Raw genomic sequence first — 13,166 nt, forward strand, 5'->3', positions numbered from 1 at the left:
GACAGGAGAAAAACCGGGGGAAACTGCGGAGTGCCGCGACGACACGCGCGCACGCCGATCGGCTGCGGAGGCAGCGGATGCGAAGTCGGCGAGGAGCGTGTGATCAGGCATGGGGCGTAGCCTACCGTCTGCGCGCAACGCGGTCAAGCGATGCGCCGCTGCTCCACGCCCATGTCGCGCCACGCTTCGCCATGGCAGGTGAACATCAGGATCTGGTGCCGCGTGGCCGCGTCGAACAGCGCGCGCTTCATGAAGTCGCGGCGCGCGTCGTCCGTATGGACCAGTGCGTCGTCCAGCAGCAGCAGCGTCGGGCGCCCTGCTTCGCGCAGCAGGTCCGCGTAGGCGAAGCGGGCCAGGATGCCCAGTTGCTCGCGCGTGCCGAAGCTGAGCGCGGACAGCAGGTCCTCGCCGCCAGCGCGGCGCAGCGCCATGGGCAGCAGGGCTTCGTCCAGCCGCAGGTCGGCCTCGGGGAACAGCAAGGCCAGGTAGTGGTTCAGCCTGCGGGCCAGCGGCGCCTGCAGGCGCTGGGTGGCGGCGGCGCGCTTGTCCGCCAGCAGCTTCTGCAAAAGCTCCAGGGCACTCGCGCGCCGGGCGAAGTCGCCGCGCCGCCGTTCCAGGCGTTCGCAAGAGGCCTCGGCTTCGGACAGGCGTTCGCCCAGCCCTTGCGCGCCCGCCTGGTCCAGCTTGCCCTGCAATTGCAGGATTTCGCCGTGGCGTTTGTGCTGCGCATCGCGCTCGATGGCGGCGGACTTCTCGTAGCGCTGGACGTCCTGCTCGACCAGTTCGGGACGGTGGCCGGCCAAAGCCGTCTGCGCTTCGCGCACGCGGCGCTCCAGATCGTCGTGGCTGCTGCGCGCCTCGGCGAGCCTGCCGGCGCGGGCCTGGCGTTGCGCGCCGCGCTCGGACGACTGCAGTTCGGCGCCGCGGGCGGCGGCCTGGTTTTCCAGCAATTGGGCGCGCGCGCCGTCCGCGTCCAGGGCGCGCTGCGCGGCGGCCAACGCGGTCTCGGCTTGCGCCGCAACCGCCTCCGCTTCCCGCAGGGCCTGGAGCGCCGCGGGCAGATCGCCGCCCTCCGTGTCCTGCACGGCAGGCAGCTTGTCCAGCCGTTCCTGCAACTGCGCACGGCGCGCCAGCGCGTCGTCACGCTGGCCACGCAGCACGTCCACGCCCTTGGGCGCATGGATGCCCAGCGTCTTGCGCATGCCGTCCAATTCGCGCAGCAAGGCGCCGTAGCGGGCGTAGCGCTGTTCGGCTTGCGCCAAGGTCTCGACGTCCAGGCGCTTGAACAGGGCCGCGCAGGCCGCCTGGGCCGCGTCGACTTCGCGCTTGAGCGCGGGCAGGTCCTGGCCGCCCGGTTCGATGCGCAAGCGCCCCACGCCCGGCAGATCCAGTTCGGCCGCGGCCGTCAACAGGACCTCGTCGGCGCCGCTCAGGATGCGGCCGTCCAGCCGCGCTTGTGCGCCCGCATCCAGCTGGTACGACAGGCGCGTGGCGCTGGCCTGCTGCTGCAACTGCAGATTGGCCAGCTCGCGCTCGCGCTTGCGCAGCGCCTCGATATCGGTGTCGGCGATTTCGATCCGCATGGTCTCGGCCTTGAGCGCGGAGCCCTGCTCGATCAATGCGGTCACTTCCTTCAAGGCGCCGTCCAGGCGTTCGATCTCCGCGCCCAGCTGGACCAGTTGATGCTCCAGGTCGCGCCGGTCGGCCACGGCCTGCACCGAGGTGACGCGCAAGCGCGCCGCGTCCACCGCGGCGGCATGGGTCTGGCGCTGCTGCTGCGCGCGCGCCAGCGGCTCGCGCGCGGCTTCGACCCGGGCGCGCGCGGCGCGGGCCTCGTTGACCAGGGACTGGAGTTCGGCCTCGTCCTGCTGGTCGCGCCGGACCTGGTCCTGCAACAGCGCCAGCGTCTGCGCGGCTTGCGCCTGTTCACGGCGCAGGCCTTCGAAGGCCTCGCGTTCCTTGGCCAGGGCCGCCAGGCGCGCGCGCGCCTCGGCCGCCTTGGCCTCGAAGTCCTTCCAGGGTTCGCCGGCCTGGGCGCGTTCATGGTCGCGGCGCAATTCGGCCAGGCGATCCACGTCGGCGTTCAGCTGCGCCATGGCTTGCGCGCACTCGTCGCGTTCGGCCGCGGCGCGCGCGAGCGCGTCCTCGGCTTCTTTGTAGGCGCCCTTGGGACGGCCGTTGCGCGCGTCCAGCAGCGCGCCGCGCTCGGCCGCCACGCGTTCGTACAGGCGGTCGCCATCGCCGGAAGCCAGTTCGCCCGACAGCTGCGTCAAGGCGTCGCGCAGATGCGCGCCGGCATAACCGGCCGCTTCCTGCAGGTTGTGGCCGTCGCCCTGCTGGATCCACAGCAGGCCGGGGATGCCCGCCAGGTCTGGCTTGCTTTGGCCGCGTCCGGGCAATTCAAAGCCCAGCAGCGCCGCCAGCGCGTTCTCGGCCTCTTCGCCGTCCAGGCGCTGCGCGCCGCCATCGATCAGCAGTTCGCAGCGGGCGCGCGACAGGAATTGCTTCTTCAGCACATAGCTGTGCCCGGCATGTGTGAACTCCAGTTCCACGCTGGGCCGCGCGCCGGACTCGCCGTGCGGCGCCAGGTCGGCCACCTTGCTGGTGCTGTAGCGTTCGAGGAAGGCGGAACGGATGGCCGCCGCCACGGTGCTCTTGCCCGCTTCATTCGGACCCACGAACAGGTTCAGGCCGTCTTGCAGCCCCTCCAGCGCCATGGGCTGGCGGAACTTGCGGAATTCTTCCAGGGCGATGCGCGAGAGCTTCATTTGGCGGCTCCCGGCGCGGCGCTTTCGCGCTGGAACCGCAGCAATAGTCGCAAGGCCTCGCCGGCGACCGAGGCTTGGTCCGGGTCCGACTGCAATGCCTGCAATTGCGTCGCCACTTCGCCCACATAGCCGCTGGCGCGCAGATCGGCCAAGTCGGCTTCGTCTGGTTCCAACAGCAGGCCGGACAGGTCCGGCAGCAGCGCGCGCACCTGCGCCGCCGCCTGGTCCACGGCGCGTTGCAGCGCTTCCCAGGTTTCCATGTTGACGTGCCCTTGCACCTCCAGCCGCAACACGTCCTCGGCGCGCAGATCCGCCATGCGCCCGGCCAGCGCCTGCGCGTCGGTGGGCAAGCTCAGCGTTTCCGACCAGGCCGACCAGCGGTACTTGCCCGTGGCCACGCGTTCCACGACGGGCACGGCGCCCGGCGCGGCTATACGCACATGCAGCGCATAACCAGGTTCGTTGCCGCGGAAGCGGTCTTGCTCCGGCGTGCCGGCATACCAGGTGCGTTCGTCGATGGACAGGCAGCCATGCCAATCGCCCAGCGCCAGGTAGTCCAGACGCGCCCGCGCCGCGCGGTCAGGGGCGATGGGATTGGTAGCGTCTATGGTGTCCGGCAGGCGGCCCGCCACGCTGCCGTGCGCCAGGCCCACGCGGATGCGGCCGGCTTCGGTTTCCAGCGCGTCAAAGGCCTGAGTCACGTCGTCATAGGTATGGCGTTGCGTCAAGGGCGCAGCCAGCACGGCAAGATTGATCGCCGCCAGATCGACCACGCCGGTACGCAGCGGCACGTGCACGTTGGAAGGTATGCAGGCCAGCTGCATCGCCCGGCTCCAGACGCTGTCGGCCAGCGCCGCGTCGTGGTTGCCGGCAATCATGACCCAAGGCCCAGCGTAAGCCGCCATGGCGGCGAACAGCCGGCGTATCGTGCGGTCCGACACGCCTTGCGTATCGAACACGTCGCCCGCCACCAGCACGGCGTCCACGCCGCGCTCGGCGGCCAGCGCCGCGATGCGGGCGACGACGTCGAAGCGGGCCTCGGCCAGCATGGCGGCGTCGTCGGTTTCAAATTGGCCGTATTGCCGGCCGATCTGCCAATCGGCGGTATGCAGGAAATGGGTCATGCGCGGAATTGTAAGAGCAAGACCCGGCTTGCGGCGGAGTTCCCCTTCAGGAAGGCGAAGCCAGCAACGGCAAGACCTGCGCCAACGTCAAAGGCGTTTCTTGCAGCATCAGCCTGTCGCCCTGCGTCTCGCCGTCCTGGGCCGCGTCACGCAAGGGATCGGCCGGCAGCAGGTAATGGCGCAACACGGCGTCGGCAAGCAGCAGGCGCCTCGCATCCACGCCAGGCTGGCAGCTCTCCCAGGCCATGAATACCGCGGCCGACACGTAATAGAGCGCCGACGCCGCGCGCCGCACCTGCGCCTCGTGCTTTTCGTCCGCTCCCACAGCCTCGGCCAGGCCGACGGCCCGGCGCAGGCAATCCCGCAAGGTGGCGCGCCAGGCGGCAGGCAAGGCCGTCGCTTGCTCTATCCGGCTTTCCAGCAACGCGGACAGCGCCTCGTGCGCCCGCTCCTTGCGCACGGCGCGCTGGATGGCGTCGAGCGCATTGATGTTGCTGGTGCCCTCCCACAGCACGCCGATATGCGCGTCGCGCACCAGCCGGGCATTGATGAAGTCCTCGATGTAGCCGTTGCCGCCGCGTACCTCCATCGCGCCGGTCGCCACGCTGACGTTGTCGCGGCAAGTCCGCAGTTTCAACAGCGGCGTCAGCAGGCGCAGCACCGGCGCCGCGGCCGTATCGCCCTCTTGCGCGCGGCGCATGATGTCGGCGGTGGCCATGACCATGGACAAGGCCGCTTCCGTCGGCGTCAGCAGTTTCAGCAATTGGCGGCGCAGCAGCGGATAGGCCATGACATCGCGTCCGAACGCATGCCGATGGCGCGCCGCCAGCATGGCCTCGTTGAGGCAGCGGCGCATCATCGCCGCCGCGCGCACGCCATGCGACAGGCGCGACAGGTTGACCTGCTCCATCATGTGCTTGAGCCCCTGATCCACCTGCCCCACCAGGTATGCCTGCGCGCCTTCCAGCCGGATTTCGCCGCTGGCCATCGACCGCGTGCCCAGCTTGTCCTTCAGGCGGACGATGCGATAGGCGTTGCGGCTGCCGTCTTCCAGGCGGCGCGGCATCGCAAACAGCGCCAGCCCGCGCGTGCCTGCGGGCGCGCCTTCCGGGCGGGCCAGCAACAAGGCCACATCCGCGTCCGTGTGCGAGCAGAACCACTTTTCGCCGTGCAGACGCCAGGTGCCGTCGACCTGGCGCGCAACGGTCTCCAACGCGCCCACGTCCGATCCTCCAGCTTTCTCCGTCATGAACTGCGTGCCCTTCCAGAGCGTGTCCGGGTCGCTGGACAGCATGCGGGGCAGCAGCTTTTCCTGCAGGGCTGGACTGCCGAATTTCCGGATCAGATGGATCGACGTGTCCGATACGCTGATGGGACACATCTGGCCGAATTCGGCCTGGACGAACAGGTACTGCAAGGCGTACTTGGCCACGGGTGGCAGCGGCGCGTCGCAACCCAGTACGCCGGCGCGATGGCTCATGGCATGGAACTGGAAGTCGGCGAAGGCGATGTGCTCCATTTCCTGGTAGGCCGGGTGGTACTCGATCCAGTCTTCGTCTTCGCCCCAGCGCGTGCGCGGATGCAGTACGGGCGGGAACTTGTCCGCCACGGTGGCCAGCGCATTCAGGCGCCCTCCCGCCAGTTGCCCCATGCGCTGGAATTGCGGCAGCAGCTTGGCATGCGCGGCCTCGGGCACGTAAAGCCTCAGCAGATCCTGCAAACCCCGGTCCAGCGCGTAGAAATCCTGGCCTGCGCAATCGGGCGCGAGGAAATGCGAACTCTGCAAAGACCGCTCGGGACGCGGGCGGACGTATTCGTCGTATCTGGCGAGAAATGGCACAAGCAACTCCTGAAGGTCGTGGTTCGACGCCGCGCCCCCAATCGGCGCGGACGCATGATTCGCGAATGAAAAGTCAGATGACGCCGGCCGCGTGCAATTCGGTCAGGGTGGATTCCGACAGCCCGAGACGCTGCGCCAGCACCTCGCGGGTATGCTCGCCCAGCACCGGCGGACCCGCGCGATGGTCCAGCGGAGTCGCCGAAAAGCGCATGGGACTGGCGATACTTGGGCAGGTCCCGCCCGTGGATAGCGGCAGATCGACCCGCAAGCCCCGATGCATGACCTGCGGATCGGTGAACGTTTCGGCAAAGGTGTTGATAGGTCCGCAAGGAACCCCCGCGCCTTCCAGCCGGCTCTGCCATGCCGCGCTGGTATCCGTCGCCATGATTTCAGCCAGCAAGGGCAGCAGCGTGTCGCGATGGGTCAGGCGTCCGCTGACCTTGGCGTAGCGCGGATCCTGCGCCAGGTCCGGCCGCTGGATCTCCTGGCAATAGGCCGCGAACTGGCTGTCATTGCCCACCGCCACGATCAGGCGCCCATCCTGCGTGTCGAAGACCTGATAAGGCACTGCGTTGGCATGCGCGTTGCCGTAGCGCCGGGGCGTCTTGCCGGACACCAGGTAGTTGACCGCGGGGTTGCTGCCGAACGCCAGCACGCAGTCCAGCAAGGCCATGTCGATGTGCTGCCCCTGCCCGCTGCGTTCGCGCCACGCCAACGCGGCCGCAATCGCCAGGCTGGCGTACATGCCGGTGGTGATGTCCGCCACCGCGACTCCCACCTTCTGGGGACCCGCGCCCGGCAAGCCATCGGCCTCGCCGGTGATGCTCATCAGGCCGCCCATGCCCTGGAAAATGAAGTCGTAGCCCGGCCGGTGGCGGTACGGCCCGGTCTGCCCGAAACCGGTGATCGAGCAATAAACCAGCGCAGGGTTATCCGTGCACAGGTCTTCGTAGCCCAAGCCATAGCGCGCCAGCGTGCCGACCTTGTAGTTCTCCACCAGCACGTCCGAATCCGCGGCCAGGCGGCGGATGATGTCCTGGCCTTCGGCGGTGGAGATATCCACGGTCACGGATTTCTTGCCGCGATTGGTCGACGCGTAGTAGCCGGAATCTTCGCGCGGCCCGCCGTCGACATCCGGCATCCAGGGCGGCCCCCAGCCGCGGGTATCGTCGCCCGCGCCCGGGCGTTCGATCTTGGTCACGTCGGCGCCCAGGTCGGCAAGGTTCTGGGTGCACCAGGGACCTGCCAGCACGCGGGTCAGGTCCAGCACGCGGATATGGGATAGCGGTTTGATGGTCATGTGTCTTGGGTCTCGATGCCGTTGCGGCGCAGTCAATCGATGCGGATGTTGGCGTCTTTGATGACCTGCCCGTAGCGCGCGCTTTCCTCGCGCATGTAGGCACTGAAGGCCTCGCCGAAGTAGCCCACCGGCTCGCCCCCCGAACGCAGCAGGGCTTCGCGCACATCGGCCTGGGCCATGACCTGCTCGATCGTGCCGCTCAGCGACTTGACGATGGCGGGCGGCGTGCCTGCGGGCGCCAGGATGCCGACCCACGCGGACATCTTCATGTCGGGATAGCCCAGCTCCGCCGTGGTCGACAGTTGCGGCAGCACCGCGGAGCGCTTGTCGCTCATGACGGCCAGCGCGGTCAGCTTGCCCGCCTGGATCTGCGGCAGGCCGGTGAACGCGGGCTCGAACGTGACGGAGACTTCGCCGCCCATCACCGCCGCCTTGGCGGGCGCGCTGCCCTTGTATGGCACATGCAGCAGATTGATCTTGGCCCTGGACCGCAGCATTTCGCCCGCCAGGTGTGCGGTCGAACCGGCCCCGTAGGACGCGTAGCTGAATTCGCCCGGCTTGGCCTGGGCCAGGGTCACGAACTGTTCCAGCGTCTGCGCCGGAACCTTGGGGTTGACGACGATGACGCTGGGCGTGCTCGCGATCAAGGCGATCGGCGCAAAGCTCTTGACCGCGTCATAAGGCAGCTTCGGGTACAGCCAGGGATTGATGGTCAGCGTGGTGTTGGTCGCCGCCAGCAAGGTGTAGCCGTCCGGCTTGGCGTTGGCGACCATTTCCGCGCCGATGATGGTGGCCGCGCCCGTGCGGTTTTCCACGATCACGGGCTGGCCCAACCGTTCTCCCAATTTCTGGCCGATGACGCGGGCCACCACGTCGGTCATGCCGCCCGCCGAGTACGGCACGATCAGGCGGATCGGCATGCGGGGATAGTCCTGGGCTTTTGCGGCGCTGGCGGCTAGCAATGCGCTGGCGGCCAACGCGGTGAGGATGGAAATACGCACGAGAGTCTCCTTGGGGGATCGCGGGTCTGTGCCCGGATTCATTGCCGCATGTCTCTGCGGTGAAACCCATTATTGGCAGCGTGATTTTTCTCGTCCAATATATTTTTTTGTGCTATCCATACCGATATTGGATCAATCTTTTCCAAGCTGCCCGAGCGATCCGGCGTCCTTCCCCACCCGCGAGCCTTCCCATGGATCTGCGCCAACTCCGCTACTTCGTGGCCGTCGCCGAGGAGCTGCATTTCGGCAGGGCCGCCAAGCGCCTGGCCATCAGCCAGCCGCCCCTCAGCTTCAACATCCGCCAGCTGGAAGCCTCGCTGGGCATGGAACTGCTACGGCGCACCACCCGCGAAGTGGCGCTGACCGAAGCGGGCAAGGTGATCTATCGGGAAGCGTTGAAACTGCTGGCGTTGGCGCGCGATGCCGAGGAACAGGCGCGGCGCGCCGCCAATGGCGAAGCCGGCGCGGTGCATATCGGATTCGTGGGTTCGTCGTTCCTGACCCGGCTGGCCTCGGATGTGCGGGCCTACGCCGTGGCGCGCCCAGAGGTCGAGGTGGTGCTCTATGAACTCAGCAGCTACGAGCAGATCGACGCGCTGCAACGCGGCCAGATCGATATCGGGATCGTGCATCCGCGGGTCATGCCATCCGGCGTCTCGTCGCGCGTGCTGCACCGCGAAGACTTCGTCTGCCTGCTCCCGGCCACGCATCCGCTGGCAGCGCTCGAAACGATAGACGCGCAGCAGTTGCAGCACGATGACTTCGTGCTGTTTCCGCGGGACTTTTCGCCGGGCTACTACGACAAGATATTGGCGCTATGCCTGCAGGCCGGCTTCACGCCGCATATCCGGCACAAGGTGCGGAACATGTTGACGATCGCGACCTTGGTCTCGCATGAGTTCGGCGTGTCCCTGGTCCCGGCCTCCTTGGGCAAGGTGCAATTGCCGAACCTGGCCTGCCGTCCCCTGACGCATGCGTCGACCCCGTCGGACCTGCGCGGCATCTGGCGCCACGACGAAACGCAGCCCGCCGTGCTGGCCATGCTGGAGCAACTGGCGCAACCGCAACAGCCATGAAGACAGAGGCCCCGCCAGCGTTCTGTGCTGGCGGGGCCTCCGCGGGGCCGGGCTTGCGGCCCGGGCCAGAGAAAAACAGGAATCAGGCGCTCTTGCCGTCCAGCACCAGCGACTGGTTGGACGCCGCCTTGCGGTCGTAGCGCGACAGGTCCAGGCCGTCCGTGCGGATGGCGGGACGCTGGCCCATGACCTGATCGGCCACCAGCTTGCCGGAGCCGCAGGCCATGGTCCAGCCCAGCGTGCCGTGGCCGGTGTTCAGGTACAGGTTGCCGTAGCGCGTCGCGCCGACCACGGGCGTGCCGTCCGGGGTCATCGGACGCAAGCCGGTCCAGAACTCGGCCTGGGCCACGTGGCCGCTGCCCGGGAACAGGTCGTTGACGACCAGTTCCAGCGTCTTGCGGCGGGCCTCCTTCAGACGCAGGTCGAAGCCCGCGATCTCGGCCATGCCGCCGACGCGGATGCGCTGGTCGAAGCGCGTGACGGCGATCTTGTAGGTTTCGTCCAGGATGGTCGACACCGGCGCGGCCGATTCGTCGGCCATGGGGATGGTGAGCGAATAGCCCTTCAGCGGATACACCGGCAGGTCCAGGCCCAGCGGCGCGAGGAAATCGCGCGTGTAGCTGCCGAAGGCGGCGACGTAGCGGTCGGCGGTCAGCACTTCGTTGCCCACGCGCACGCCGGTGATCTGGCCGCCAGCCGTGTTCAGGCCCGACACCGTCTGGCCGAAGCGGAACTCCACGCCCAGGCCCTTGGCCAGTTCGGCCAGACGCGTGGTGAACAGTTGGCAGTCGCCGGTTTCGTCATTGGGCAGGCGCAGGCCGCCCGACAGCTTGTGCAGCGAGCGCGCCAGGGCCGGCTCGGCCGTCACCAGGCGGTTGCGGTCCAGCAGTTCGTAGGGCACGCCCACTTCTTCCAGCACGGCAATGTCGCGGCGGGCGGCTTCCAGCTGGGCCTCGGTGCGGAACAGCTGCAGGGTGCCGCGGGTGCGCTCTTCGTAGTGGATGCCAGTGGAGGTACGCAATTCGCGCAGGCAATCGCGGCTGTACTCGGACAGGCGCAGCATGCGTTCCTTGTTGACCGAGTAGCGTTCGGCGGAACAGTTGGCCAGCATGGCCGCCATCCATTTCAGCTGAAACAGGCTGCCGTCCAGGCGGATGGCCAGCGGGGCGTGCTTCTGGAACAGCCACTTGATGGCCTTCAGCGGAATGCCGGGCGCCGCCCAAGGCGTGGAATAGCCCGGCGACACCTGTCCGGCGTTGGCGTAGCTGGTCTCCTGCGCCGCCGCAGGCTGGCGGTCCAGCACCGTGACTTTGGCTCCCTGACGGGCCAGGTAATAAGCGGTGGTGGTGCCGATGACGCCGCTGCCGAGGACGATGACGTGCATGATTCTTTCCGATGATTGGTTTTGTTCAGGAATTTCGGTAGTCTATGGGCCTCTCAGTAGTGAAAAGCACTGAAGATTTTTCTTTGGCAGTGCTTTTTCCCGCCCCCTTCCTGTTTTTCCATCGCCAAAAGTGAAATGCGCGAGCTAGACCGTATTGACCTGAAAATCCTGGATATCCTGCAGCGGGAAGGCCGTATTTCCGTCACTGAACTGGCCGACCGGATCAGCCTGTCCGCCACCCCCTGCTCCGACCGCGTCAAGCGCATGGAGCGCGAAGGCGTCATCACGGGTTACCATGCGCGCGTCAATCCGGCGGCGCTGGGCAAGAACCTGCTCGTCTTCCTGGAGATCAAGCTGTCGGCCAAATCCGGCGACGTGTTCGACAAGGTCAAGAAAGAGTTGCTATATGTGCCCGAAGTCATGGAATGCCACCTGGTGTCCGGCGACTTCGACTATCTGGTCAAGGCCCGCCTGACTGAAATGAACGAATACCGCCGTCTCCTCGGCGAAATCCTCAAACGCCTGCCCGCGTCCGCCGAATCGCGCAGCTACGTGGTCATGGAGGAGATCAAGGAGACCCTGTACCTGCCTGTGGACCGCTAGGCGCCTGCCGCCTGCGCGGATTGCACGCCGATTGTTACCGGTCGGGTCCGCGCTGGCTGCTATGCTGGCGGCCCTTCGGCGCGTGCCTATGCCGCGTAATCCGACCCTAATTTATTTGCCTATGTCTATGACCCGTCTCTACAAGTACTTCTTCCGCGGCCTGATCACGGTCCTGCCGCTGGCCCTGACGATCTACCTGCTGTATATCTTCCTGGCCTGGACCGAAGCCGTGGCGCTGACCTTCCTGCGTCCCTTCATCGGCGGGTTCTACGTGCCGGGCATGGGCCTGGCGCTGGGCATCCTCGGCATCCTGGCCATCGGCTACCTGGTGTCCAAGGAACGCGTGCAGCGGGTGCTGGTGCTGCTGGAAATGCCGTTCACCAACCTGCCGGTGGTCAAGAGCATCTACTCGTCCCTGAAGAGCTTCGCGGATTATTTTTCGCCCAGCTCCAAGAACACCGCCCAGCAGGTCGTGATCCTGCGCGTGCCGGGCCAGCAGCTGGAACTGGTCGGCCTGGTCACCCGCCGCAACATGGAAGGCCTGCCCGAAGGCTTCACCCAAGGCGAGCGCGTGGCCGTGTACCTGCCGATGGGCTACATGATCGGCGGCTATACCGTGTTCGTGCCGCAGGAATGGGTCCAGCCCATCCAGATGTCGGTCGAGGAAGCCATGCGTTCGTCCCTGATCGCCTGGATGGCGCGCGCCGAAACCAACAACAACCGTCCGGCCGCGCAGGAGCCTCCCGCCCCCGCGAAGGACGGCGCCAACGGCGGCGGCCAGGCCTGAGCGCCCCGCCCTCACCTCTACGAAACTCACGCTATGCCCATCATCGAATTCACGCTGGCCCAAGGCAGCCCCTATATTGAAGTGAACCAGCTGCTCAAGGCCACCGGCGTCTGCGACAGCGGCGGCGCGGGCAAGATGCTCGTGGCCGAAGGCCACGTCAGCGTGGGCGGCGTGGTCGAAAGCCGCAAGACGGCGAAGATCCGCGCCGGCCAGATCGTCACCTGCGGCGACGTGCGCATCGTCGTGCGCGCCGCCGACGCCGGCGGCCAGGACGCCTGAAGCCCTACATCCCAAAGCATCACCGCGAGCCGCCATGAAATTCAAGATGTCCCAGAACTCCATCTTTGCCGTGCTGCTGCGCTCGCCCTGGTGGATGAGCGCCGGCGTGGCCGTGCTGCTGTCGGCCGCCGGCTTTGCCGCGCTGCCGCTGGAGTACGCCGCGATGGGCGTGTTCGCCGCGGTGCCGTTCGCGGTCATCGCCATCATGGCGGCCTACAAGCAGCTGCGCTCGCCCTCGGGCGCGCGGGTGCAGGCCGTGGCCGAGGCCGCCGCCGGCATGTCCTGGGCCGACTTCTCCAAGACCGTCGAAGCGGGCTTTCGCCGCGACGGCTGTGAAGTGCAGCGGCTGCAATTGCCCGGCGCCGATTTCGCGCTCACCAAGGACGGCCACGTCGCCCTGGTCAGCGCCAAGCGCTGGAAAGCCGCCCGCGTCGGCGTCGAGCCCTTGCGCGAGCTGCAGGCGGCGCGCGAGAAACGCGGCGCGCGCGAAGCCATCTATATCGCACTGGGCGAGGTTTCGGACAATGCGCTGCAATATGCCAAGTCGCAGGGGGTGTCGCTGATGATGGCGCCCGAACTGGCCAAGCTGCTGCGGGACCTCAAGCCCTGACCTCGGTACGGCAATGAACTACCGCCTGCTTGCCGACCTCGTGCTCATCGTGCACGGCCTCTTCGTCGCCTTCGTGGTGTTCGGCGGACTGCTGGCGTTATGGAAGCGCTGGGTCGCCTACCTGCACCTGCCGGCCCTGGCCTGGGGCGCTTTGGTCATAGGCATGGGCTGGATTTGCCCGCTGACGCCGCTGGAGATTTCGCTGCGGCAGCAGGCCGGCCAGCAAGGCTATGGCGGCGGCTTCATCGAACACTACGTGCTGGCGCTGATCTACCCCGAAGGCATCACCCGTGCGACGCAGATCGTGCTGGCGGCCTTGCTGATCGTGGGCAACATCATCGTCTACACGCTGTGGGCGCGGCGCGGCCGGCGCCAGCCGGCCGCCTAGGCCGCA

General features: G+C 67.3%; 12 protein-coding genes. 6 read left to right on the forward strand and 6 right to left on the reverse strand.

Annotated elements, in window-relative coordinates; all coding sequences use genetic code 11:
• Positions 1 to 143 precede the first annotated feature (143 nt).
• The 5 genes from AXYL_RS17160 to AXYL_RS17180 all read right to left on the reverse strand — a co-directional run bounded on the left by AXYL_RS17160 (position 144) and on the right by AXYL_RS17180 (position 8,033).
• Positions 144 to 2,768 carry an AAA family ATPase gene (locus AXYL_RS17160; protein WP_013394091.1) on the reverse strand — a complete coding sequence of 875 codons (2,625 nt, stop codon included), beginning with the start codon at positions 2,766 to 2,768 and terminating at the stop codon, positions 144 to 146.
• Positions 2,765 to 3,892: a metallophosphoesterase family protein gene (locus AXYL_RS17165; RefSeq protein ID WP_013394092.1), complete on the reverse strand. Its 1,128-nt coding sequence runs from the start codon at positions 3,890 to 3,892 to the stop codon at positions 2,765 to 2,767. Before AXYL_RS17165 ends, AXYL_RS17160 begins: the two co-directional genes overlap by 4 nt.
• 46 nt (positions 3,893 to 3,938) lie before the next feature.
• A complete protein-coding gene (locus AXYL_RS17170; RefSeq protein ID WP_013394093.1) occupies positions 3,939 to 5,732 on the reverse strand; it encodes an acyl-CoA dehydrogenase family protein in 1,794 nt (597 codons plus the stop codon).
• Between the two features lie 73 nt (positions 5,733 to 5,805).
• Complete coding sequence (locus AXYL_RS17175) at positions 5,806 to 7,032, reverse strand: CaiB/BaiF CoA transferase family protein (protein ID WP_013394094.1); 1,227 nt, start codon at positions 7,030 to 7,032, stop codon at positions 5,806 to 5,808.
• A gap of 32 nt (positions 7,033 to 7,064) precedes the next feature.
• Positions 7,065 to 8,033, reverse strand: coding sequence for a Bug family tripartite tricarboxylate transporter substrate binding protein (locus tag AXYL_RS17180; protein WP_237709906.1), 969 nt, complete (start codon positions 8,031 to 8,033; stop codon positions 7,065 to 7,067).
• 191 nt (positions 8,034 to 8,224) lie between these two features.
• On the opposite strand from AXYL_RS17180, the gene AXYL_RS17185 reads away from it, so the two are divergent.
• Positions 8,225 to 9,109 (forward strand): LysR family transcriptional regulator, encoded by an 885-nt coding sequence (locus AXYL_RS17185; protein WP_013394096.1) that lies wholly within the window; start codon positions 8,225 to 8,227, stop codon positions 9,107 to 9,109.
• A gap of 82 nt (positions 9,110 to 9,191) precedes the next feature.
• Here the strand turns inward: AXYL_RS17185 and AXYL_RS17190 are convergent, their stop codons facing one another.
• Complete coding sequence (locus AXYL_RS17190) at positions 9,192 to 10,493, reverse strand: D-amino acid dehydrogenase (RefSeq protein WP_013394097.1); 1,302 nt, start codon at positions 10,491 to 10,493, stop codon at positions 9,192 to 9,194.
• 135 nt (positions 10,494 to 10,628) lie between these two features.
• Here AXYL_RS17190 and AXYL_RS17195 point away from each other — a divergent pair, with 135 nt between their 5' ends.
• The 5 genes from AXYL_RS17195 (at position 10,629) to AXYL_RS17215 (ending at position 13,160) form a co-directional block, all read left to right on the forward strand.
• Entirely contained in the window at positions 10,629 to 11,096 is a 468-nt protein-coding gene (locus tag AXYL_RS17195) for a winged helix-turn-helix transcriptional regulator (protein WP_013394098.1), read from the forward strand.
• A gap of 127 nt (positions 11,097 to 11,223) precedes the next feature.
• Positions 11,224 to 11,883, forward strand: coding sequence for a DUF502 domain-containing protein (locus AXYL_RS17200; protein WP_013394099.1), 660 nt, complete (start codon positions 11,224 to 11,226; stop codon positions 11,881 to 11,883).
• Positions 11,884 to 11,916: 33 nt separating this feature from the next.
• Positions 11,917 to 12,162, forward strand: a complete 246-nt coding sequence (locus AXYL_RS17205; protein WP_013394100.1) for an RNA-binding S4 domain-containing protein — start codon at positions 11,917 to 11,919, stop codon at positions 12,160 to 12,162.
• Between the two features lie 34 nt (positions 12,163 to 12,196).
• The gene (locus AXYL_RS17210; protein ID WP_013394101.1) at positions 12,197 to 12,772 is read left to right on the forward strand and encodes a restriction endonuclease; all 576 of its coding nucleotides are present in this window, start codon (positions 12,197 to 12,199) and stop codon (positions 12,770 to 12,772) included.
• Positions 12,773 to 12,785: 13 nt separating this feature from the next.
• Complete coding sequence (locus AXYL_RS17215) at positions 12,786 to 13,160, forward strand: DUF2784 domain-containing protein (RefSeq protein WP_013394102.1); 375 nt, start codon at positions 12,786 to 12,788, stop codon at positions 13,158 to 13,160.
• Positions 13,161 to 13,166: the final 6 nt, after the last annotated feature.

The sequence above is a fragment of the Achromobacter xylosoxidans A8 genome (assembly GCF_000165835.1).
Classification (GTDB): Bacteria; Pseudomonadota; Gammaproteobacteria; order Burkholderiales; family Burkholderiaceae_B; genus Achromobacter; species Achromobacter xylosoxidans_B.